Annotated in this window: 18 protein-coding genes and 1 tRNA gene; 6 read left to right on the top strand and 13 right to left on the bottom strand. The window is 43.6% G+C overall.

From position 1 onward, the window contains the following. Positions 1-205: 205 nt before the first annotated feature. Together ahpF and ahpC are read right to left on the bottom strand one after the other, a co-directional pair. Positions 206-1,744, bottom strand: coding sequence for an alkyl hydroperoxide reductase subunit F (ahpF, locus tag K5J94_RS02390; protein WP_159563881.1), 1,539 nt, complete (start codon positions 1,742-1,744; stop codon positions 206-208). A gap of 37 nt (positions 1,745-1,781) precedes the next feature. After that, complete coding sequence (gene ahpC, locus K5J94_RS02395; RefSeq protein WP_159543482.1) at positions 1,782-2,342, bottom strand: alkyl hydroperoxide reductase subunit C; 561 nt, start codon at positions 2,340-2,342, stop codon at positions 1,782-1,784. Between the two features lie 554 nt (positions 2,343-2,896). Between ahpC and K5J94_RS02400 the strand changes: the two genes are divergently transcribed. After that, positions 2,897-2,967, top strand: a tRNA-Cys gene (locus K5J94_RS02400). Between the two features lie 330 nt (positions 2,968-3,297). Here the strand turns inward: K5J94_RS02400 and K5J94_RS02405 are convergent. The 6 genes from K5J94_RS02405 to K5J94_RS02430 form a co-directional block, all read right to left on the bottom strand. Continuing rightward, entirely contained in the window at positions 3,298-3,897 is a 600-nt protein-coding gene (locus K5J94_RS02405; protein WP_159563883.1) for an alpha/beta hydrolase, read from the bottom strand. A gap of 29 nt (positions 3,898-3,926) precedes the next feature. Then, on the bottom strand, positions 3,927-4,535 hold the full coding sequence (locus tag K5J94_RS02410) for a flavin reductase family protein (RefSeq protein ID WP_159563884.1): 609 nt from the start codon (positions 4,533-4,535) through the stop codon (positions 3,927-3,929). Between the two features lie 3 nt (positions 4,536-4,538). Next, positions 4,539-5,432, bottom strand: a complete 894-nt coding sequence (locus K5J94_RS02415) for a VOC family protein (RefSeq protein ID WP_221913386.1) — start codon at positions 5,430-5,432, stop codon at positions 4,539-4,541. A gap of 14 nt (positions 5,433-5,446) precedes the next feature. Further along, positions 5,447-6,409, bottom strand: a complete 963-nt coding sequence (locus K5J94_RS02420; RefSeq protein WP_221913388.1) for a ring-cleaving dioxygenase — start codon at positions 6,407-6,409, stop codon at positions 5,447-5,449. Between the two features lie 416 nt (positions 6,410-6,825). Beyond that, the gene (locus K5J94_RS02425) at positions 6,826-8,883 is read right to left on the bottom strand and encodes a cation:proton antiporter (RefSeq protein WP_221913389.1); all 2,058 of its coding nucleotides are present in this window, start codon (positions 8,881-8,883) and stop codon (positions 6,826-6,828) included. After that, positions 8,880-9,140: a hypothetical protein gene (locus K5J94_RS02430; RefSeq protein ID WP_159543470.1), complete on the bottom strand. Its 261-nt coding sequence runs from the start codon at positions 9,138-9,140 to the stop codon at positions 8,880-8,882. The genes K5J94_RS02425 and K5J94_RS02430 overlap by 4 nt, the downstream gene beginning before the upstream one ends. Positions 9,141-9,751: 611 nt before the next feature. Here K5J94_RS02430 and K5J94_RS02435 point away from each other — a divergent pair. Further along, positions 9,752-9,955, top strand: a complete 204-nt coding sequence (locus tag K5J94_RS02435; protein ID WP_159543468.1) for a cold-shock protein — start codon at positions 9,752-9,754, stop codon at positions 9,953-9,955. Positions 9,956-10,594: 639 nt separating this feature from the next. Here K5J94_RS02435 and K5J94_RS02440 read toward each other — a convergent pair. The 5 genes from K5J94_RS02440 to K5J94_RS02460 all read right to left on the bottom strand — a co-directional run bounded on the left by K5J94_RS02440 (position 10,595) and on the right by K5J94_RS02460 (position 16,550). Then, positions 10,595-12,178: an LPXTG cell wall anchor domain-containing protein gene (locus K5J94_RS02440; protein ID WP_221913390.1), complete on the bottom strand. Its 1,584-nt coding sequence runs from the start codon at positions 12,176-12,178 to the stop codon at positions 10,595-10,597. A gap of 351 nt (positions 12,179-12,529) precedes the next feature. After that, positions 12,530-13,318 carry a DUF1828 domain-containing protein gene (locus K5J94_RS02445; protein WP_159543462.1) on the bottom strand — a complete coding sequence of 263 codons (789 nt, stop codon included), beginning with the start codon at positions 13,316-13,318 and terminating at the stop codon, positions 12,530-12,532. Continuing rightward, complete coding sequence (locus K5J94_RS02450) at positions 13,311-13,778, bottom strand: DUF6978 family protein (RefSeq protein ID WP_159543460.1); 468 nt, start codon at positions 13,776-13,778, stop codon at positions 13,311-13,313. The genes K5J94_RS02445 and K5J94_RS02450 overlap by 8 nt, the downstream gene beginning before the upstream one ends. Positions 13,779-14,173: 395 nt before the next feature. Beyond that, positions 14,174-14,359, bottom strand: coding sequence for a hypothetical protein (locus tag K5J94_RS02455; protein ID WP_159543458.1), 186 nt, complete (start codon positions 14,357-14,359; stop codon positions 14,174-14,176). Between the two features lie 463 nt (positions 14,360-14,822). Then, the gene (locus tag K5J94_RS02460; RefSeq protein WP_221913391.1) at positions 14,823-16,550 is read right to left on the bottom strand and encodes an LPXTG cell wall anchor domain-containing protein; all 1,728 of its coding nucleotides are present in this window, start codon (positions 16,548-16,550) and stop codon (positions 14,823-14,825) included. Between the two features lie 349 nt (positions 16,551-16,899). On the opposite strand from K5J94_RS02460, the gene K5J94_RS02465 reads away from it, so the two are divergent. From K5J94_RS02465 to groL, 4 genes are all read left to right on the top strand, one after another. Next, positions 16,900-17,361, top strand: coding sequence for a CtsR family transcriptional regulator (locus K5J94_RS02465; protein WP_159543454.1), 462 nt, complete (start codon positions 16,900-16,902; stop codon positions 17,359-17,361). After that, positions 17,361-19,802, top strand: a complete 2,442-nt coding sequence (locus K5J94_RS02470; protein ID WP_221913394.1) for an ATP-dependent Clp protease ATP-binding subunit — start codon at positions 17,361-17,363, stop codon at positions 19,800-19,802. Before K5J94_RS02465 ends, K5J94_RS02470 begins: the two co-directional genes overlap by 1 nt. 432 nt (positions 19,803-20,234) lie before the next feature. Beyond that, a complete protein-coding gene (gene groES / locus K5J94_RS02475) occupies positions 20,235-20,519 on the top strand; it encodes a co-chaperone GroES (RefSeq protein WP_159563890.1) in 285 nt (94 codons plus the stop codon). Between the two features lie 106 nt (positions 20,520-20,625). Beyond that, a complete protein-coding gene (gene groL / locus K5J94_RS02480; RefSeq protein WP_159543448.1) occupies positions 20,626-22,260 on the top strand; it encodes a chaperonin GroEL in 1,635 nt (544 codons plus the stop codon). The last annotated feature ends 51 nt before the right edge of the window (positions 22,261-22,311 follow it).

Consider the following 22,311-nt stretch of genomic DNA (forward strand, 5'->3'; position numbering starts at 1 on the left):
CGTCAACTTGCAGAACTAACCCGCAGGCAACAAGTCTACAATAGGTTTAGGATGAGTATTTGTCGCATAGGCGACTCCTTCATTTTACCAGAAAAATCAGCCGTTCGCAAGCATAATCTTGCTCATGCCAAAAAGGCTGGGACATGTGGTCCACAGCCTTGGGCAATGCTATTGACATATGGTTAGTGCCTGATTGGCGGCCTTTTTAGGTCTGCCTGATTAAATAGTCAAAAGCACCAATGGCAGCAGTTGCACCAGAGCCCATCGCAATGACGATTTGCTTGTAAGGGGCATCGGTACAATCACCCGCTGCAAAGATACCTGGGACATTGGTAGCGCCATACTTGTCAACGCTGATTTCCCCACGCTCATTGCGGGTAATGGCACTGTCTTCTAACCATTTAGTACTTGGCACCAGGCCAATTTGGACAAAGACACCACTCACAGCTAGTTGTTTGTCCTGACCAGAAAGACGGTCGGTATAGGTTAGACCTGTGACATGGCTATCGCCGGTAATGGCCTTGGTTGCGGCATTGGTCACAATGGTCAGATTAGCTGTTTTTGCAGCACGATCTTGTAACACCTGATCCGCCTTGAGTTCAGGTAGGAATTCCAAAACGGTGACCTGACGGCACAGTCCAGCCAAGTCTAGTGCAGCTTCTAAGCCAGAATTCCCGCCGCCAATAACAGCAACGTCCTTGCCTTCAAAGAGGGGACCGTCACAGTGTGGACAGTAGGTAACACCTTTGTTTTTGAATTGGTCTTCGCCAGGGACATTAATGTTACGCCACTTGGCTCCTAGGGCTAAGATTGCGGTTTTTGCCTTGATGAGGCCACCCTTGGCTAGGCTGACTTGAATCTCGTCTTGGACTTTTTCAATATGGCTGGCGCGCTGGCCTTTGATAATCGTCACATCGTAGGATTGTGTGTGTGCTTCGATTTGAGCCATGAGCTTAGGTCCTTCGGTATAAGGGGTACCAATCATATTTTCAATGCCCACGGTATCCATGACTTGGCCGCCAAATGATTCGGCCAGAAGTCCCACTCTGAGGCCCTTACGGGCCGCATAGATAGCTGAGCTGTTGCCGGCTGGGCCGCCACCAATCACAAGAACGTCAAAGGGAGCTTGGTCTGAGAAATCAGGCGCTGTTTCGGGCTCTGCAATTTTATCTAATAAGTCTTCAAGACTCGCTCTTCCTGAGGTGAACTCTTGGTCATTTAGGTAAACTGCTGGGACAGACATAATCCCTTTTTGTTTGACCTCGTCTTGGTACATCCCGCCTTCGATCATGGTGTGGGAAATAGCGGGGTTTAAGACAGCCATAATATTGAGGGCCTGCACCACATCAGGGCAATTGTGGCAAGACAAGCTGACATAGGTTTCAAAAGCTAGAGGGCCTTTGATAGCCTGGATGCGCTTAGTGGTTGCCTCCTCAATCTTAGGGGCTCGTCCTGAAACCTGGATTAGGGCCAGGACAAATGAGGCAAATTCGTGTCCAAGGGGAACACCGGCAAAGACAATCCCGCTTTCTTGTCCATCTTGGTGGATGGAAAAGCTTGGTACGCGTTTTAGGGTTTCTGGTTGCACGGTGATTTGCTCAGACATGTCCGCAATTTCATTGACAAAGTCCGCAACTTTTTGAGAGTTGCTGTCGTCTGCAGTACAAAGGCCTAGAATGACAGGTTTTTCCATCAGGGACAGATATTGTTGTAGTTGGTCTTTAATATCTGGGGTAAGTGCCATCGCCTTCCTCCTTTGCTAGTATCTAGTATATTGTCTGTTAAATTTTGCCGACAAGATCAAAGCTAGGTGTTAAGGTTTCTTCGCCTTCTTTCCACTTAGCTGGGCAAACTTCACCAGGGTGCTTACGAATGTATTGAGCTGCGCGTACTTTATCAATCAGCGTACTAGCATCGCGGCCAATACCATCCGCATTAATTTCCATCATTTGGATAACCCCATCAGGATCAATGATGAAGGTACCGCGTTGGGCAAGACCATCCTCACCAAGCACATCAAAAGCGCGTGAAATGGCATGAGACGGATCACCAATCATAGGGTAGGTGATCGTACCAACCACATCAGAATCATCGTGCCAAGCCTTGTGGACGAAGTGAGTGTCAGTAGAGACAGAATAAACTTCCACACCAAGTGATTGCAGTGTTTCATACTGTTCTTGTAAGTCCCCTAATTCTGTTGGACAAACAAATGAGAAATCTGCAGGATAGAAGCAAAAAATCGCCCACTGGCCCTTAATATCATCCTGACTAAGAGTGATAAACTTTCCGTTATGAAAGGCATTTGCTGAAAATTCAGCTATTTCTTTTCCGACTAAAGACATAATATATTTCCTCCTTCTTCTAATTTAGTCTGGTATTATCTATTATAGAAAAAGTGGATAAAATTGTCTAACGAAAGCGTTTTAGCCAAGGGTGTTCTAGGGAAATGGCTGCGCAAGAGAAGCTAGGACACGTTTGAGTTGCTAGTTTTGAAGCCTGGCCAAACCGCGTGGTTATGGGCAGGAGCCGGATAAGAGCCGCGGTTTTTGCAAGCTAGAGCAGCCAGTGAAATAATTAGCAGCCTTAGTGATTCTGCCTATGTGGGATGGCGTAGCAGATGGAGATACAGTGCAGTACAGTAAGAGATCTGCCAGTAAAAGCATAGTTGCAAGAGTAGTGCCCGTGACAGTAGTCGAGATCTTAGTGAAAGCCCCAAAAAACATAGTAAATAGCAGGGCGGGCATAGAAATAGTTTCTTGGAAAGCTTTTGACCAAGCCTCTAAAGCAGCCAAAGACAGAAAAAAGTAGCTGGCTGTTTTTGGTTGCTAGAGGGTGTGAGGGCTCGTAAATTAAACTTGACGTTTAAGATGATTTAAGATAAAATGAATGATGTTGCGGCGGTATAGCCAAGTGGTAAGGCACGGCTCTGCAAAAGCTTGATCGTCGGTTCAAATCCGTCTACCGCCTTTTATGTATAAAATAAACCTTGATTAACTTCTTAGAAATGTTGTTAAATCAAGGTTTTTATTTTTTGTGACAGGATAAAAAAAGAGAAAAAAAGAAAAAAGTCAATCAAAAATCGGTCAAATTACCGGATATATTTTGGCTCTCAGGTTTCTTTTTTTCCTCTTTGAGTTATCCAAGTGGTGGCAATGAAGCTAAATAATTGTGACAGCATTGGGTTTCGTAATTATCTGTGGCTTCAAAGGCTTGTGTGCTTTAGCAGATATTAGGATGATAATCCCCATTGTTTTGTAGTTTTCTAGGGGCTTGCCTTCTTTTGGCAAGTGTTCATGCTTACTGCTTTTCAAGCCAGACTTTTGCGGCCTCTAGGCTTTCTAGGGTGATTTCGTGTCCTCTAACTTGAAAGCTTGTCACTTGTGCCTGGCGACTGGTGAAAAGATTAAGAACTTCTTGACTGGCGGTTGTGGTGACAATGGGGTCCTGAGTGCCGGTTGAGATGAAGACCATTGTATCGGCTTTAGACTCAGTGAGGGATCGGGTATCAACAGGATACATAGGAGCAAAGAGAATGGCTTTTTTGAGTGGGCTGCGATTGGCTAAGAGCATATTAATTGCAATGTTAGCTCCGTTGGAAAAGCCGACTAAGGTAATCTGCTCCGTTTTAAAGTCATGTTGCTGGGCAAAACTCAGTATAAACTGACGTAACGCCTGGCCACGTTGCTGGAGGTCGGCAAGATCATAGTGGCCATGTGCTAAGCGTTTAAAATAGCGTAGGGCACCATTTTCACTGACTTGACCGCGAATGGCAAGGATACTGGCAGTTGGATCTAGCTGCTTGGCCAGAGGCAAAAGACTGTTTTCATCGCCGCCCGTGCCGTGTAAAAGGACCAAAAGCCGTTGCCTGCTCGAACCTGCTTGATACAAATAGTGCATGATATACTCCTTCTAGAGTCGTTTGAGTTCTAGGGTCGTTTGAGGGTGTGTAATTCACCCAGTTGGGCGTAGTCATTGCCGGCCAGCCGTGATAGGGGGTTCAAGTGTTCATAATTGATATAAGTATCTTGGTAGACGGCTTCATCCAAATGGTAATGACGTATTTTTAAGAGAAGCAAATCAGCAATGACACTTCCTTGCTCATCACGGATGGGCACATGCTGGTAAAGTTCTGTTTCAAAGCGAACACTGGCTTCCTTGACCCCTGGGGTTTTGATGGTGGAAGAGGGAACTAAGGTCATGCCCGTGCGTTTTAGCTCACTATCGTTATAACTTAGGTCTTTCGCACTTTGGTTAACCTGTGCCACGTTGTCCAGTGAAACATTATGGATAACGGCTTCTCTTTGCTTTAGAATATTGCGCGTAGTGTCCTTCATTTGGCCATTTAGACGTTGCACGCTAATGGATAAGATTGCTGGATTATAAGATACAATATTGTAAAAACTAAAGGGGGCGAGGTTGACAATGCCCTCTTGTGACTGAGTGGTCACAAAAGCAATTGGCCTTGGAATAACACTGCCAATTAGGATTTTATACTGGTCTTTGGCACTGACTTGAGTGTGATGTAAAGATAGCATAGATTAACTCCTCAAAGGTTTTAAGTGTTGCAGGATTTCTTGGCGCCGCTCTTCATACATAGTAGGCAGTTGTAAACTTTGGCCAAGTTCTGCAAACGGCTCATCCACAGTCATCCCCGGCCCAGCAGTCGCAAATTCAAAGATTACTTTGCCACTCTCTCGAAGATAGATGGATTTGAAGTATTTCCGGTTGCGAATCGTTGTCACATTGAAGTTTTCGGCTTCTAGGGTCTGTTTATACTTTTTAAGACTAACTTCATCTGCCACGTTCCAAGCAATATGGTGCACGGTGCCAGGGCCAAGGAGGCCACGCTGTTCATTGACCTTAGGTATAATTAATTGATGCTTGAGGGGACCGCGGGTGACAAAGCTGTAATAATCAGCACCTTCGTGCCCTTCGCTTAACTGCATATAGTTCAGTACAAATTGGCGGCTGGCCTGGTAGTCATGCGAGTGAAGATAGGCCCCTTGAAATCCAAGAATGTCTGGACTGTCTTTTTCAATTGTGCTTTCAACTAGGGCCAGATCAACGGCGTGGACATCTTGGAAGAAGAGGGCAGGTTGTTGGGCCCATAATTCTTGGGTATAGGCAACCTGATGCTCAGTGAGAGTTTGTTGCCAATGGGTCAGAGAACCTTTAGGTACTCGAAAACCAATCCGTCCGACCTGCCCACTACCTTTTTTGCCAGCTTTGCTATTTTCCCAGGGGAAGAAGGTGATTAAACTACCAGGATCTAAATCTTGGTTAGCAAAATAAAGGTGATAAGTATAGGGATCGTCAAAGTTAACGGTTTGTTTAACCAGGCGCAGTTTGAGGACCTGGCGGTAGAAATCAAGGTTTTCTTGGACATTGCCGACAATGGCGCTGATATGGTGGATATGTTGGATGGCTTCCATAGTCAAACCTCCTTTTAATGGTGGCGTTTGGTATCAAAGGGCTTGATGCTGTCTTCGATGATTTGGCGTTTTGGTTCTAAAAATGGTGGCAATGAGAGGGTCTCACCAAGGGTTTCGTAAGGCTCGTCAGTGGCAAAGCCCGGGCCATCGGTTGAAAGCTCAATAAGGATATGGCCAACACGAGAATAGAGTGCTTCAAAGTAGAAGCGATCAACAAGGCCAGAGTTCATAATGCCGAGCTGTTGATACTTATCAGCCCAGGCTTGAATAGCCTGACTGTCTGCCACTCGAAAGGAGACATGATGAACTTCACCGTATCCTTGAATAGCTTGTGGGCTACTATCATCATGGCGCAAGATCACTTGGCCGCCGTGGCCGCCTTCGCCGACTTCTAAGAGACTATAGTCGTCGCCTTCTTTGACGGGGTGCATGCCGTAGACTTGCATCAAGTAGAGTTTAAAGTCTGTAAAGTAAGAAACGGTGATTTCGATAGGGCCTAAGCCGTAGATGGCCTTGTCGGTAGGGACAGGTCCGTCTTGCCAAGGTGTGCCCGCTCTGACACCGTGATTGTGCTGGTCGGAGACTAGTTGGTAGCGTTGGCCGTCTTCTTCTTCGAAGGGCAGCGCTTTATGACCAAAGAGATCAATAATGCCATCGTTTTTGACGCCATACGTTTTAAAACGATCCAGATAATAATCTAAAGCTGCATTATCCGGCACGCGCAGGCCAATCCGGGTGATGGCATTTGTGCCACGCTGGCCTTTAGGATTATCCGGGAAATCAAAGAAGGTCAAATCAGTGCCTGCTGTGCCTTTATCATCGGCAAAAAAAGTATGGTAGGTGTGAATGTCGTCTTGATTGACCGTTTTTTTCACGAGGCGCATCCCTAATACTTCTGTAAAGAAATGGTAGTTGCGCACAGCATCGTTTGTCATTGCAGTTACGTGATGGAGTCCTAATAAATCTGAGTTTGTCATAGCTGTTCCTCTTTTTTTGCTCAATCCCAAGGGATTAGAATTCTTATGGTCTTATCTTATCACTAACTAGTAATAATCCAAAATAAATTGCTTGGAAAAAAGAGAATATGAGAAAAACAGACCACTAAAAGAAGCATGACAGCTACATATGGCAAACAAAAAAACGAATGAAACGATGAGCATTATATCCCTCATCACTTTATTCGTTTTTTATTAACCAAATGGAGCACAGTGATAGGGTCCCTTAATGCATAATATCGAAATTTATGACCCCTTTGATAAACTTAGTTACCAATGACGTTTTCGAATTTAACAGTTAGGAGCAGCGTTGTAAAGTGAATGCGACAGAAAAAAAGGGGAAATGGCCTAGCCCTCTAATCCCCCAAAACACCAAACGACACCGTAATTAAGATCTCCTAAAAATGATGCAGTTGTAATAAATCGGCAAAGCCAGGCGAGGTATTGTCACGTAAGGTGTAGGTTTCAAGCTCATTAACCTCATCACGGAAGCGCTGTGCTTCTTTAGCTGTGATTTCCCCTTGTTTTTCATAGTCAAAGATAACATAACGTTCCAAATAATAGCCGTGCAGGCGTTCTTGTGCGGTATCTGGAACATCATTGGTAATAACCCGCTCTACAAAGAGGCCTGATTTGATTAATTCGGCATTTTGCAGACGTTGGTGCTGCAGAAAATTAACCAAAGAAGTGTTGTAAAAACCTTCTAAGTCTTCTAAAGTATCCAGAATTAATTCAGTATTAGTGAGATAGAGCTCTGTTAAGCGTTCGCGGTTTTCTTTTGTCAATTGTGGCTGCCGGTGGCTTAGGGCTAGTCCTACGGAAGGGCGAAAAGCGCGAATTTCGCGGAAAAGGCGGCGCATGACACGAAGAAAAATGGTCAAAGCATACGTAAAGCTAGAAACAAAGCTGCGATTGACTTGTTTTTCTAGTGTTTTGAGGTAGCGTTGATAGATACGGTATTCTTTCAGTGTCATTTCTTTAGTACGCAAGGCATGCTCAAGCCCCTCGCTTTCAATTGAAAGAATCATTAATTGGATTTCGGCCAGTTCTTCTTTGACACTATTTGGCTCTTGCTCTAAAATCAAATTAGCAATCCGGCGATTGTAGGTATCCATAACAGCATATAAGGCTGCTTGATTGTGTGGTTTTTCCCGGCCTTCTAATTCTAATAGTTGCAGCACTTCAGCGAGAATGGCAATCTTGATAAAATAATTGTCGGTAGTTGTCTGTAAGGGCGCCAGCCGTGGCAAAACAAGAAGACCAACTAAAAAGCTCAGCAGGGTCACAGCACCAACAGTAAAGAGCACTAAGCTATGTTGCAAAGCCTCTAACTTAGGTAATAGCAAAATGATGGCGATCGAAACACTACCTTTTACCCCTGAGAAGGTTAATAAATTAAGGTGGTGTAAGTATTTGCGAAAGGGTTTATGGTGATTGCGGCTCCTTATGAGGAAAAAAAGGCTAAGTAAGACGAAGCGACTGAAAAATAGCAGAGCTGTCAAGGCGAGCACCAAAATGAGGAGATAGAGATTGCTATAGTGTGGGCTAGAGAGGACCGGCCCCATGATTTGAGTCAACTCCACACCAAAAATCATGAAAACCAGCCCATTGAGGATAAATTGGATAGCTCTCCAAATAATAGTAGTAACGCGGTCCACCTGGGCATCAAATAGAGTAACCTTACGAATCTTATTAGCCTGCATGACCCCAGCTATAACAACGGCTATAATACCAGAAACATTCAAGAGACTGGCCACAAAGTAAACCACAAATGGCAGCATTAATTCTAACAAGAGGGCTCCTGTAACGTCAGCGGCATCAAACTTTTCCAAAACAGAGAGCACTAAGCGATTCAATAAAGCAAAGAAAAGCCCTATTGCTACTCCGCCAAATATGGCTACCAATAGTTGCCAGCTGGCCTGAGCCATGGAGAAGTGTCCTGTCATTAGCGCCGCTAATGCAAATTCAAAGGCGACCAAACCACTCGCATCGTTTAAAAGTCCTTCCGAAGTCAGTGCGTTTTTAACCTGCTTGGGAAATTTAAAGCGATTTGCTAAAGAAAGAAGGGCCACTGCGTCTGTAGGCGCCAAAGCCGCTCCCATGGCAAAGCATAAAGCCAAAGGAAAGGTCACAGGTAAGAGATAATTGATACCATAGCCCATGACAAGGGTGGTAATAAACACCGTTGGCAAGATCAGGTAGAGCACGATGCGGGGCGAACGAATAAAGCTGATAACATCACTTTCTTGCCCCTCACGAAAGTTTAAAGGCGCAATCACAAAGGCTAAGAACAGTTCAGGATCAAAGGTAATCCGGATGTCTCGAACAAAAATCCCATACAACACCCCAAATAAGAGCTGAATAGCTGGCAGGGGGAGATGGGGAAAGATGCGGTTGATAACATTGGAGAGAATCAGCGAAATGAGAAAAGTAATCATCAGAATTGAGATGGTCATTGGGACCTACTTTCTGACTTTTTAGCTGTATTTTTAGCATAGGCTGCTTTTAACAGAGCGATCTTTTGAGTAATGGCAGATGGGTCACGGTGCTCAATGAGCATATGGCAGCGCTCTTTTTCTAAGGTGATCAGCTTTTTCTTTAAACGCTTGGCCTTGCGCGAGTCCGGGCAATCGATCTCATTGCGTAAAGACTGCTCAAGCTCTTCTTCAAGGTATTTTTGGCGCAGGGCCTGCAAACGATGAGACGTATCCATAGGAAACTCCTTTCATTTAAGAGATTAAAGGGCTAGGGGCGAGGCATAGGCAAAGCCTAGCAGGCAGCAAATGATTAGAGACCAACGGATAAGCATTGACCCCTTTTGGACCTACAAACCAACTCTTTAGAGAAAAAGTCATTAGCCAGCAGGTGATTTCCGCCCGAGCGATTCTTCTGACATTCTAACTTAGATTGGCAAATTCCTCAACTAAAAGCCTTGCTCAACCTCCTAAGATAAGATCAGCTCCTATCAGCACTTGCAGCAGGGCTTTGCAGTATCCAGCTCAACCAGCTCAGCTTTTGTTTGCTTGGCTGGGACATTAGCAGTCTAGCCAAGCGAAACCAAAAGGGGGCTAAAGCTTAATGAGCAAGTCGGGTTGGAAAAAATAAGGCCTTAGGCTAAAAAAGAGTTAGCTTTAACTGCTCTCTAGTCAAGTGTTTAGGGGCAGAGGATTTTCTTTAGGTAATATAAGTATTGACAAGGGGCGTAGGGTGTGGTAGACTAAGGATAAATGTAAATGAGTATTTGAGTTAGTATATATAGGTGCAACATCTTTATTTCTCTCTATCATTTTTACAAATGTTTTTTTAGAAAGGAAGTGGATGGTTATGGCACAAGGTACAGTAAAATGGTTTAACGCTGAAAAAGGTTTCGGTTTTATCTCAACTGAAAACGGTCAAGATGTCTTTGCACATTTTTCAGCTATTCAATCTGATGGATTTAAAACATTAGATGAAGGACAAAAAGTTGAATTTGATGTTGAAGAAGGTCAACGTGGCCCTCAAGCAGTCAACATTATGAAATTATCTTAATGACACCCAATAAAGGCTGACCTCAGGTCAGCTTTTTTAATGGCTCTATGGGCTTGCGAGTGAAGAATCGCTGAGCTTATAGGGCTTTTTGACTGTGCTCAGAGGCCGGAGGCAGCTAGGAACAAGCAAAGGTGGAGCTGTGGAATCGGCTAAGGGCTAGGGCTTAGGGAGGGCATGACATCTAGAAACGTACAGGTAGGCGAGCCCGGTTGGGACAAGCAAGGTTTGCTTGTTAAGGTAAGGACAGCGAGGTAGGATATAGAGTGCAGGAGAGGAGACTATGTTTGTTGCTGTAGAGCGGGTGGGATGTCAGAGGCAGTGGTTAATGTACGAAGTCTCCCTTGTGACTCATTTCTGTAGTGGGTGAAGCTACCACTGGTCTTATAAGGCGACAAAGAGAAAGCTGCTTTTTAGCTACTCCTTTGTTTAGTTATCCCTCAGCCATTACAGTTGCCCAGGCTTTTTTCTTTTAAAAAAGACCCCAACAAAAAACTTTCCACGCTAGGTATCGTGGAAAGCTTGTCATTGGAATTGGTTTTTAGAGTGAGGGCTGATAGGAGAGAGCAGCCCCTTTTTTGCTTTGAAAGGATTATAAAAGAGTGGCAGTTGTGCCAATAGCGTGGCTAGAAAGGCAATTGACTAGTCTTCCTTGCGTTTAGTGGCAAGTATGCCAGCAGAAGCAATGATAGATAGGGCTGCCACAGTGAAGAATGGGTTGGTCGCAGCTTCACCCGTTTGTGGCAAGTGCGCAGCAGTGTTTTGTGCTGCCATGTGTGGAACCGCAGGAGTAGCTGCGTGGTGGGCTTTTGGCGCCGCTGGATGAGCCTTACCTGGTTTTTCCGGAGTGTGTGGTGTGCTTGGTTTCTCAGGAATAGCAGGAGTTGGAGCCGGCTTGATTTCCGGTTTCTTCGGTGTGCTTGGCTTACCAGCTTCAGGTGCTTGCGGAGCTTGAGGTTTGGTTTCAGGCTGTTGAGGTTCAGCTGGTTTGTCCTCAGGTTTCACTTCAGGCTCTTGAGGTGTTTCCGGAGTACTTGGTGCTGTGTCATGCTCCTGCTGTTTGAGGGCGTCAAGCTGACCTTCAAGCGACTTGATTGAAGCATCTTTTTCAGCGATTTTGCTTTGAATATCAGCTAATTGTTTTTCAAGATTAGCTTTTTCTTCAGCGCTGAGCTCAGTTTGGCTGTTAAGCTTCGCCTCAATCTCAGCTTTTTCACTTGTCAAGCTGTCAACTTTCGCCTCAGCCTCAGCTTTTTCGGCAGTTAGCTTATCAAGAGTAGCTTGGCTTTCAGTTACTTTAGCTTGTAGTTGGTCAACTTCAGCTTTCTTAGAATCTAATTCTGCTTGCAGATTAGCTTTTTCTTCTTGGTTTAATTCCGTAGCTGTATCAAAACGTTGTTGAAGGTCAGTTAAATCTTTTTGTTTGCTTTCAAGCTGAGATTGCAAGTTTTGATTTTGATTAGCAGTTTCATTAACTTGCTCATGTAGAGCTTTAGCTTCTTCTGATGCTTTCTTCGCTTGAGTTTCAATATTTCCTACTTTAGTAGTTAAAGCTTCATTAGTTTTATTAGCTTCTTCTAACTGTGTAGTAAGGTTCTTCCTTTCTTCTGTAAGCTTTTCTAACTCTTCCTTTTTCTTTTCAATGTCAGTATTCAGTTTATTTTTTTCTTCTGAGACTTTTTCAAGGTTTTGTTGGACTTCTTTTCCTTTTGAACTAAAATTCACAGCATCTTTCAGTGCGATTTCATATGATTTTAGGCGTCGACTGATTTCTGTTTCTAATAAGAGAGTAAAAGGTATCTTATTAGGACCACCATTTTCAGGGGTTATATGATGTAAGCCTAGGCCTTTTTTGAATCCAAAAAAATGACGTATACGTAAATCATCTTGATCAGACATAGGGGCCATCAAGTTTTCTAAGCTATTTAGTGCAGAGTTTTCAGAATAAGAACGAGATGTCGGATGCATTAGGTTATCGAACAACTCTAATATAGTTGGGGTATTAAGCCCTTCTAAAGTTTTTATGAGTTTTTTAGTACGTTCTGCCGAATCATCGTTTCCAGCTATATAAGAAAGTTCTGTTAGTTCTTGATCAAGTGCTTGTTTAGTTAGCTCTGGATTTAGTTCAAAATTTTCTTTCGCACTTACATGTATATTTACCAAAACGCTTGCGCCTAGCATGAGTGATGCGAGGACCGCCTTTTTGCTCCAATGGTGTTTTGCCATATTAAATTAATCTCCTTTTCATTTCTAAGCTTTTTACGGCAACCACCAGTATATATATATATATATATATACTTAAGGTCAGGATTTGCCGGGCTTGCAAAGTTATGATTAAAGCATTAGGAAACGTTTTAAGGTTGATATGAAGGGTTTTTGGGGAATCACAGCAGCAGTTAAAGCAAGCAAAAATGACCTTCCACGGGAAGTGTGGAAAGCCATTTTGTTAATCACTAAGGTTTTATCTTACGGAGTAGAACTGTCATCCAAATCTGACTAGTCTTCTTTGCGTTTAGTGGCAAGCAGACCAGCAGGCGCTGGTTTAATCTTTTGCCATGCGCGTGATTTTTTATTCGATTATACGATGTTTGTTAAAGCATTGGGATTGTTCATGAATTCTCTATGTGGAAGAATTAAAATATGATCTGCTGAATTCTCTTGGAAAATGGCTTGCGTTTCAGCTAGCTTACTAAAGTTATGGTTTATATCATCAATTAAGGCAATGTATTCTACGTTTTTCTTGTGATTGTGCAGCAAGCGAGTATCCATAGCGAGTAATTTAGCATGATTTAAATTATTCCCATTTGAGATAGTTCTTACTAGGCGTTCTTTTTTATGTATAGGGACAACAAAATCAAATTGGACAGTTATTCCCTCTTTGCCAGCATAAGAGGGTCTAGAGGAAAAGAATACTTTTCGTTTGTTTAAGGTCTGCTCTATTTCCTCATGAAAAATATTTTTGATATGAGGGCTTTGAAGGACAATCATATCATTCACTTGTATTATGGCTTGGAGTAACCGTTGTTTTGCGATTGGAAATTTGTCTAAATCGGTTTTTATACAGAGTTCTTTATTCTGTATTTCTATTCCTAAACTACTTGTGATAGTTCGCAGTGTGGCCTTTTTGGCTTTTGTTCGTTCTGTAAATGTAATACCGTGGCTTTTTAAGTTATCCAAAGTCCAACCATCATCTGTTAATAATATCTTGCCATCTGGCAAAAATTCAGCGTACATGGTTAGGTAGTCGAAATCATTATCCAAAAAGGGAATGCTAATTTCGACAACATTTTTGTCTAAATCGGTAAAGGAGTATTCCTTCATCAACCAATCAAAGTATATCCTTTTAAGCTTGCTTGAGTTATTCAATCTGAATTTCCTCCTCTTGAATATTCGTATAATTGATGAATTCTAAAAACACGTCTGAGATAAGATTTACGTTTGGAAAGTCGGATTCTTCTAGAGGAATAGCTATTTTGTCACGTTGAGCGTATTTGTTAGAGTAAATGTGGATATGATTACCAGAAACAACATTTCCATCTGGGTTAAGGTGTTTGTTGGAAGGGTTTATATCCACCCGAACGATATTATCGTGAAATTCTTTAAACCGCAGATGGATACTGAATCGGTTAGGGTTTCTTTGCCCTCTAAAAATGTGTAGCACATACCTAACGTCGTCACCATCGATAACTACTTCATCTAAGTCTATTCTACCAAATAGAGATGATACTTGTGTTTTTATATCTTGAAAACTCAATAATTTTTGTGGGTATTTCAGTTTTTTAATAATCTCTCTAACTTCTAAATCGTTAAGGTTATGATAGTCCATAGATTTTTCGACTCTCCTTTATATTTTTACTGGCGTAAACTAATCAACGTATTAGCAGATGATTTTTTACCAAAAGACAACATCGTAAGTTGAGATTGACAGTCCAGCTAATGGCATAGCATAAAATAGACGCCAGTTTTGTCAGTTTTTTTCTTTTTTGTGCTTGGTATTCGCGCGAATCTGTACATGCAAAAGCTAAAATCCTTGATATAACAGCATTTATTGGTACATTATCGGATGATGGTAAAGTCCGTTCATTGAACAAAGTTAATGGACTATTTTTAAAATGGTTAATACATAGCTGAGTCCCTTAATTCGCTGTGGGGTTGATTTTCATTTTTGTCCCTATTTGTTTATCCCATGTTAATAGTACATGCACTATGTCTTGTCAATACTTAAATCCATTTTTTTAAATTTAGTTTGATTAACTTTTCAAGTTCCACCAAGTCCTCCGCTGTAGCGTTGTTATTAATAAAGCTTCTGGCAGTGGAGCGCTTTGATAAATAATTCCTGCGTTCTCTGTTTTTTTCAGCCCACCGCCTATCGGCTTTTTGTTGACTTGACAGATTTTCTGTTGCCATTTTAAACCTCCCAAAAATCATTGTAACAGTTGATATGACACTAATAATTCCAATTTCGATACTTATACTATAGTGCATGTACTATGACTTGTCAATACTGTTTTACAAACTTTTTTAAATTATTTGGGAAAAGGTGCCAATAGTACCTTATCAACCGGATTTTTACGTCAAAATATAATTAACAAACGCTTCTAAACGCCTTTTGTCGTAAGGTTTTGTGAGGTTGTGTAAAATTCTGTAAAGCGAGTTACTATATATACTTAAGGCCAGGGATTGCTAGGTTTGAAAAGATATGGTTAGGAGTTTAGGAAACGTTTTAAGGTTGATATGAAGGGTTTTTGGGGAAGTGGTAGCAGCAGTTTAAGCCAGCAAAAATGACCTTCCACGACAAGTGTGGAAAGCCATTTTATTAATCACTAAGGTTTTATCTTACGGAGTAGAAATGTTATCTGTGTAAATCTGACTAGTCTTCTTTGCGTTTAGTGGGAAGCACACCAGCAGAAGCCATGATAGATAGGGCCGCCACAGTGAAGAATGGGTTGACACTATCACCCGTTTGTGGCAAGTGCGCAGCAGTGTTTTGGGCTGCCATGTGTGGCGCCGCAGGCGTTGCTGCGTGGCTAGCTTTGCCATGGTTAGCTTTAGGTGCCGCTGGTTTGCCTTTGCCTGGTTTTTCTGGAGTGTGTGGTTTGCTTGGCTTCACTTCCGGAATAGCAGGGGTCGGAGCTGGCTTGATTTCCGGTTGCTCCGGTGTACTTGGCTTACCAGCTTCCGGTGCGTGTGGAGCTTGAGGTTTGGTTTCCGGAACTTTAGGCAGCTCTGGTGCTGGTTTAGGCGCAGGCGTTACCTCTGGCATTTGAGGTACATCTGGCTGACTTGGAACTTCCGGTTTGCTTTCTGGATCCATAGGTTCAGCTGGTTGGTCCTCATCCTTAGCCTCAGGAATCTTAGGCATTTCCGGAACTTTTTCTTGCTCGTGCTGTTTAAGTGCATCAAGTTTACCTTCTAGTGACTTGATTGAAGCGTCTTTCTCAGCAATCTTAGCTTGAATATCAGCTAATTGTTCTTTAAGCTTAGCTTTTTCCTCTTCACTGAGCTCAGTTTGGCTGCTAAGCTGAGCTTGAATGCTGTCTTTTTCTTGACTTAGCTTAACTTTTTCAGCGGTCAATTCAGCAACCTTAGCATCTGCAGCTTCTTTTTCAGCAGTAAGCTTATCAAGACTTGCTTGACTTTCTTCTACCTTAGCTTGCAGGCTAGAAATTTGCGCTTTCTTAGCATCTAACTCTGATTGAAGCTTCGCTTTTTCCGCAGTGTTTTGAGAGTTAGTAGCAGCGAATTTTTGTTGAAGATTGGATAGCGCTGTTTTTTCCTGGTCAAGTTGGTTTTGTAAAGTAGCTTTTTCTTTAGAAGCGTTTTCAGTTTCTTCTGTTAGACGCTTAACGCGAGTTTTAGTCTCACTTAGCTCTTCTGAGGTTTGTTTGGCTTTCGTTTCCAAGGCTTTCATTTGCTCTGTTAGCTCAGCATTTGATTGCTTGGCTTGAACTAGTTTAGACGAAATCTCGTCACTTTTAGCTTGCAGCTCTTTGTTTTGCTTTTTTGCAGAACTTAGCTGATTCTGAAGTTTATCTTGTTCTTCAGTAGCCTTTGTAAGTGTTGTTTCCACCTCTTTGCCGCTTTTACTCAATTGTTTGGCATTATTAACAGCTTTTTCATAATATTTGGTTCGACGACCAACTTCTTGTATTATCAAATCTCGGATAGATAAAAACTGCTTATCATTATTAAGAGGCTGCAAATCGCGCAAACCAAGTCCGGTTTGATTTGCATAATAAGGACTAATCTTTGAATCATAGTTTTGAGGAGCTTCTAAAAAGTCCAGTTTACTCAAAAAGTTTTCGCTAGGTGCCTTAAGATCAAAAAGATCTTCATATAGTTCTAACAGATAGTCAGTGTGAATACCTTTTAAACTATCTATGATATGCTGGGTGCGTTCTTTTGTATTTTCTTCTATTGCAATTTTAGAAAATACATATTCATCTATATTAAATGACTGATTACTGATAGACTTATCCAAGTTAAATTTGGAATTTTCTTCCGCCCGTACTGTCCCCTGTCCACTCAACAATCCTGCACTGACGACAAGGCTTGCTAACACCGCCTTTTTTGTCCAATTCCTATGGTGCTTTGCCATGTTTTTTCTAATCTCCTTTTCATTTATAGCACCCATCAGTATATATATATATATATATATACTCAAGGTCACGGAATTGCTGCATTTCAAAAAATGTGAACAAGTCTGTAAAGGGGGCTTGAAGCCTTATTTTTCCGGCTTTTTTTGCTGCGATGCCTCCCCGGTAGTAGCGGCTTATCTGGAGCCTTTGGGGCTAGGGTGATGGGTACTAATAACTATTTTTTTCGGGGAGGGTGAGTGTGAGATGATTAATAGTTGCGTTTACGGGAGAGCTTTTGATATAATGAAAGTCAGTTTTAGTCAAATTGACGAACCTTGTAAATGTGAGACAAAAAGGAGGGAGAGCAGGATGCCTAGCAAAAATACTTCAGATAGCATTGAGGAATACATCAAGGAATTGTTGGCGCAGTCTGGGATTGCAGAGATTAAGCGCTCGATGCTGGCAGACTCTTTTCAGGTTGTTCCTAGTCAGATTAACTATGTGATTAAAACGCGTTTTACTGAGAGTCGAGGCTATGAGGTCGAAAGTAAGCGTGGCGGGGGTGGCTATATCCGGATTGCTAAGGTGCATTTTTCGGATAAGCACCATTTAATAGGAAGTCTTCGTGGCTCGTTGAAGGAAACCATGAGTGAGGCGCTGTTTACTGATTCGGTGCAGCTGCTCTATAATGAAAATCTGATCACTGAGCGTGAAGGCAATTTGATTTTAGCGATGGCAACGAATGAAGTGCTTGGGGGAGATGCTCCAACGATTCGGGCCCGGATGTTTTATCGCCTTTTGCAGCGGATTGATAGAAAGGGGTCCCTCTAATGGTTGACTACTCTAAAAAGATGCGAGACATCTTTCAACAAGCGCAGTACCAAGCTGCGCGTTACGACAGCCAATTCTTAGAGACTTGGCACATTCTTTTAGCAATGGTCAAGGTAGAAAATTCTTTGGCTGGCCTGGTGTTTAGTGAATTTGAGCATAGTATTCCGATGGAAGAATACGAAGCGGCAGCGATTTTAGCTATGGGTAAAAGCCCTAAGGAAGAGGTAACTAAGGTGCCGTTGCGTCTGCAATCACGGGGATTGGAGGCGATTTTAGCTTTTGCGGCAACGATTCAAGAGGTGACCGGAGCTAAGGATGTGGGGTCAGAGCATGTGCTTTTTGCGATGCTTTTGAATCCTGATGTTTTGGCGTGCCGTGTGCTAGAATTGGCGGGCTTTAAGCTCAAGGACGACGGCAAGGGTGCTTTTCGTTTGGCGGATTTGCGTCGGGCGCTTGAGATGCATGCGGGTTATTCAAAGGCGACTATTAAGGCCATCCATGATCTGCGTAAGCCCAAAAAAGCCAAGGCTGGTGGTTTTTCAGAGATGATGAAACCACAAGCGACAGGGGACTTGTCTGATTTTACGCGCGATTTGACAGAGCTTGCGCGTCAGGGCAAGCTTGAGCCGGTGATTGGGCGTGAGGCAGAGGTGTCACGGATGGTGCAGATTCTCAGCCGCAAGACCAAGAATAATCCGGTCTTGGTTGGTGATGCTGGTGTCGGGAAAACGGCGCTTGCTTATGGCTTAGCCCAGCGGATTGTGGCTGGGACAACGACTTATGAGCTGCGTGAGATGCGGGTGTTGGAGCTAGACATGATGAGTGTGGTTGCTGGCACGCGCTTTAGGGGCGATTTTGAAGAACGGATGAATCAAATCATTGCTGATATTGAAGCTGACGGCAAGATTATTTTATTTGTGGATGAGTTGCACACTATTATGGGGTCAGGTAGTGGGATTGATAGCACTTTAGATGCGGCGAATATTTTGAAACCTGCCCTTTCCCGGGGCACGCTTCATATGGTTGGTGCCACGACCCAAGAAGAATATCAAAAGCATATTGAAAAAGATGCTGCGCTTTCTCGCCGCTTTGCCAAGATTTTGATTGACGAACCAAGTGAGGCTGATGCGACTGAGATTCTTATGGGGTTGAAGTCGACTTATGAAACGTTTCATCATGTGACGATTGCACGCGAAACAGTGGAGACAGCAGTCAAGATGGCGCATCGCTATTTAACAAGCAAGCATCTCCCTGATTCTGCGATTGACCTACTGGATGAGGCGAGCGCAACTGTCCAAGGTTTGGTGCAAAAGGAAGTGCCTAAGGATCTGACACCGGCCGATCAGGCGCTGATTGCTGGTGATATGAAACGCGTCTCTAAGCTGCTTAAGCAAACACAGGATGAGAGCGAGCCTAAGGCAGTTGCAGTGACACCAGACCACATTTTGACCACCTTGAGCAAGCTATCTGGCATTCCAGTTGAAAAACTAAGCCGGGCAGACAGTCAGAAATATTTGCGCCTCGAAAAAGAACTACACCAGCGGGTGATTGGCCAAGAGCAGGCTGTTTCTGTCATTGCTCGCGCTATCCGGCGTAATCAATCTGGCATTCGCACAGGCAAGCGGCCGATTGGTTCTTTCATGTTCTTAGGCCCAACAGGTGTTGGTAAAACAGAACTCGCCAAGGCTTTGGCAGAAGTGCTCTTTGATGACGCGTCTGCGCTGATTCGTTTTGACATGTCCGAATACATGGAGAAATTTGCGGCAAGCCGGCTAAATGGCGCACCGCCGGGCTATGTTGGCTATGATGAAGGAGGCGAGCTGACAGAAAAAGTGCGCAATAAGCCTTATGCTGTGCTCTTGTTTGACGAAGTCGAAAAAGCCCACCCAGACATCTTTAATGTCTTGCTGCAAGTGCTTGATGACGGTATGCTGACAGATAGCCGGGGTCGTAAGGTTGATTTTTCAAATACCATTATTATCATGACCAGTAACCTGGGCGCAACAGCCTTGCGTGATGATAAGACTGTTGGTTTTGGGGCCAAGGCTGTCAGCCAGGACCACAAGGCTATGGAAAGCCGAATTATGGAAGAGCTAAAACGCACCTACCGCCCAGAATTCATCAACCGGATTGATGAGAAGGTGGTCTTCCACAGCTTGAGTCAGGCCAACATTAAAGATATTGTGAAAATTATGGTCAAGCCACTGGTAGCTGTCTTGGCAGAAAAAGGCGTGACGCTGAAATTACAGCCGTCAGTGCTCAACCATCTGGCAACTATTGGCTATGATGCAGAGAATGGGGCAAGGCCTCTGCGCCGCGCTATCCAAACAACCATCGAAGACCCGCTGTCAGAATTGATCCTAGCTGGCAAGCTGTCAGCCGGGCAAACACTGAAAGTTGGCTTGAAGCAGCAAGAGGTGACCTTCGATAGTGTTTCTTAAAAAAGTATCTGAACAGATTGTGTGACTCCTAACGTTAGACGACACAAGCTAACGTTTTGGGAGACCTTTTCCATCTGTTTGGGTGCTTTTTTTTGCTGCTGATCAAGGCTAGGAGTGGCGCTGGATCACAATGAACTACGCCAAGTAAGCAGGATGAAAAGCCAAGCTAAAAAGCAGGCTTTTGTGAGGCTAGCTAGAAGAACTTGCGGTTCTTGCTGGTTTATTTTGTGGGGCCACAGACCTGTGTGATGCTCCTCGCTCGAGCTGGATGATAGGATAAAACAGTGGTGTAGCTGCGGGTTAGCGGGATATTTAAATTTTGCTTATTTTTGTCTTGACTATTTTTGACCAAGTGATACAATAGAATTATCTTAGCACTCGGTACAATAGAGTGCTAAAAAATCACGAAATATTTTAGTTGGAGGAAAAACCATGATTAAACCATTAGGTGACCGTGTGGTCGTTAAAGTCGACGAAGAAAAAGAACAAACCATTGGTGGTTTTGTTCTGGCTGGTGCCCACACGCAAGCGACTAAACAAGCAACCGTGCTTGCTGTCAGCGAGACGGGCCTTCGTACAATCACTGGCGAAGTGATTCCAGCTGCTGTTAGTGTTGGTGATCGCGTCTTAGTGGAAGCTGACCAAGGCGTTCCCGTAACAGTTGACGATGAGAAGGTCGTCTTAGTCCGCGAAGCTAATATTCTAGCAATTTTGTAAGCCTAGCTGCGGTAGCCTCAGTGAGGCAATCATTGCTGAGCAAAAGCCTTGATTGAGACGAGGTCTTTGACTTGGCTCACATTTAAAAAATAAAGGAGAACATAGAATGGCAAGTAAAGAGATTAAATTTTCAGCAGATGCGCGTTCTGCAATGGTGCGCGGTGTAGATGTCCTTGCAGATACCGTCAAGGTAACCTTAGGCCCAAAAGGTCGTAATGTGGTACTAGAAAAAGCATTTGGTTCACCACTGATCACTAATGATGGGGTTACGATTGCTAAGGAAATTGAACTCGAAGATCATTTTGAAAATATGGGCGCAAAGCTTGTGTCTGAAGTCGCTTCAAAAACAAACGACATTGCTGGTGATGGAACCACCACTGCTACCGTCTTGACACAAGCAATTGTGCGAGAAGGCCTAAAAAACGTTACAGCAGGGGCTAACCCCATTGGCATCCGCCGAGGTATTGAAGAAGCTACCGCAAAAGCAGTTGCTGAATTAAAAGCGATTGCCCAACCTGTTTCTGGTAAAGAAGCCATTGCTCAGGTCGCAGCAGTTTCTTCTCGTTCCGAAAAAGTTGGTGAATACATCTCTGAAGCCATGGAACGCGTAGGTAATGACGGTGTTATTACTATCGAAGAATCTCGTGGAATGGAAACAGAACTAGAAGTTGTCGAAGGGATGCAATTTGACCGTGGTTACCTTTCTCAATACATGGTTACCGACAATGAGAAGATGGTTGCCGAATTGGAAAATCCGTTTATCTTGATTACCGACAAGAAAATCTCCAATATCCAAGAAATCTTACCACTTTTAGAAGAAGTGCTTAAAACCAACCGTCCGTTGTTGATGATTGCTGATGATGTGGATGGCGAAGCATTACCAACCCTTGTTTTAAACAAGATCCGTGGTACTTTCAACGTTGTTGCTGTTAAAGCGCCAGGCTTTGGTGATCGCCGTAAAGCCATGCTTGAAGATATTGCCATCTTAACCGGTGGGACAGTCATCACAGAAGAACTAGGACTTGACCTTAAGGATGCGACAATGGCTGCGCTGGGTCAAGCAGCGAAAATCACGATTGACAAAGACTCAACAGTGATTGTTGAGGGCGCAGGCAGCGCTGATGCCATTGCGCAACGTGTGGACTTGATTAAGTCACAGCTCCAATCAACCAGCTCTGAATTTGATCGTGAAAAATTACAAGAACGTCTGGCTAAATTAGCCGGCGGCGTTGCTGTCATCAAAGTCGGTGCAGCAACCGAAACAGAGCTAAAAGAAATGAAACTGCGCATTGAAGATGCCTTAAATGCAACCCGTGCAGCTGTGGAAGAAGGTATCGTGGCAGGTGGTGGAACAGCTTTCATCTCTGTACTTGAAAAAGTCGCAGCACTTGCATTAGATGGTGATCAAGACACCGGTCGCAACATCGTGATGCGTGCCCTTGAAGAACCTGTCCGTCAGATTGCTTACAATGCTGGCTATGAAGGTTCAGTGATTATTGACAAATTAAAGAACAGCTCTGAAGGCACTGGCTTTAATGCTGCAACGGGTGAATGGGTCGACATGATTTCAGCCGGCATTATTGACCCAGTGAAGGTAACGCGCTCAGCATTGCAAAACGCAGCTTCAGTGGCTAGCTTGATTTTAACCACAGAAGCAGTGGTTGCCAACCAACCAGAACCAGCTGCACAAGCGCCAGCTATGCCAGGTGGTATGGATCCTAGTATGATGGGCGGCTTCTAATAAGATAAGACATAAAACACTAAAGGCTTGGATCTTTTTTGTCCATAGCCT

The organism is Streptococcus halichoeri (assembly GCF_019774635.1).
In the GTDB taxonomy this organism is placed as follows: domain Bacteria; phylum Bacillota; class Bacilli; order Lactobacillales; family Streptococcaceae; genus Streptococcus; species Streptococcus halichoeri.

Excerpts from the sequence above, each read along its gene's own strand:
- ahpF (WP_159563881.1), bottom strand. The coding sequence starts at position 1,744 with ATGGCACTTACCCCAGATATTAAAGACCAACTACAACAATATCTGTCC.
- ahpC (WP_159543482.1), bottom strand. The coding sequence starts at position 2,342 with ATGTCTTTAGTCGGAAAAGAAATAGCTGAATTTTCAGCAAATGCCTTT.
- K5J94_RS02405 (WP_159563883.1), bottom strand. The coding sequence starts at position 3,897 with ATGCACTATTTGTATCAAGCAGGTTCGAGCAGGCAACGGCTTTTGGTC.
- K5J94_RS02410 (WP_159563884.1), bottom strand. The coding sequence starts at position 4,535 with ATGCTATCTTTACATCACACTCAAGTCAGTGCCAAAGACCAGTATAAA.
- K5J94_RS02415 (WP_221913386.1), bottom strand. The coding sequence starts at position 5,432 with ATGGAAGCCATCCAACATATCCACCATATCAGCGCCATTGTCGGCAAT.
- K5J94_RS02420 (WP_221913388.1), bottom strand. The coding sequence starts at position 6,409 with ATGACAAACTCAGATTTATTAGGACTCCATCACGTAACTGCAATGACA.
- K5J94_RS02425 (WP_221913389.1), bottom strand. The coding sequence starts at position 8,883 with ATGACCATCTCAATTCTGATGATTACTTTTCTCATTTCGCTGATTCTC.
- K5J94_RS02430 (WP_159543470.1), bottom strand. The coding sequence starts at position 9,140 with ATGGATACGTCTCATCGTTTGCAGGCCCTGCGCCAAAAATACCTTGAA.
- K5J94_RS02435 (WP_159543468.1), top strand. The coding sequence starts at position 9,752 with ATGGCACAAGGTACAGTAAAATGGTTTAACGCTGAAAAAGGTTTCGGT.
- K5J94_RS02440 (WP_221913390.1), bottom strand. The coding sequence starts at position 12,178 with ATGGCAAAACACCATTGGAGCAAAAAGGCGGTCCTCGCATCACTCATG.
- K5J94_RS02450 (WP_159543460.1), bottom strand. The coding sequence starts at position 13,778 with ATGGACTATCATAACCTTAACGATTTAGAAGTTAGAGAGATTATTAAA.
- K5J94_RS02455 (WP_159543458.1), bottom strand. The coding sequence starts at position 14,359 with ATGGCAACAGAAAATCTGTCAAGTCAACAAAAAGCCGATAGGCGGTGG.
- K5J94_RS02460 (WP_221913391.1), bottom strand. The coding sequence starts at position 16,550 with ATGGCAAAGCACCATAGGAATTGGACAAAAAAGGCGGTGTTAGCAAGC.
- K5J94_RS02465 (WP_159543454.1), top strand. The coding sequence starts at position 16,900 with ATGCCTAGCAAAAATACTTCAGATAGCATTGAGGAATACATCAAGGAA.
- K5J94_RS02470 (WP_221913394.1), top strand. The coding sequence starts at position 17,361 with ATGGTTGACTACTCTAAAAAGATGCGAGACATCTTTCAACAAGCGCAG.
- groES (WP_159563890.1), top strand. The coding sequence starts at position 20,235 with ATGATTAAACCATTAGGTGACCGTGTGGTCGTTAAAGTCGACGAAGAA.
- groL (WP_159543448.1), top strand. The coding sequence starts at position 20,626 with ATGGCAAGTAAAGAGATTAAATTTTCAGCAGATGCGCGTTCTGCAATG.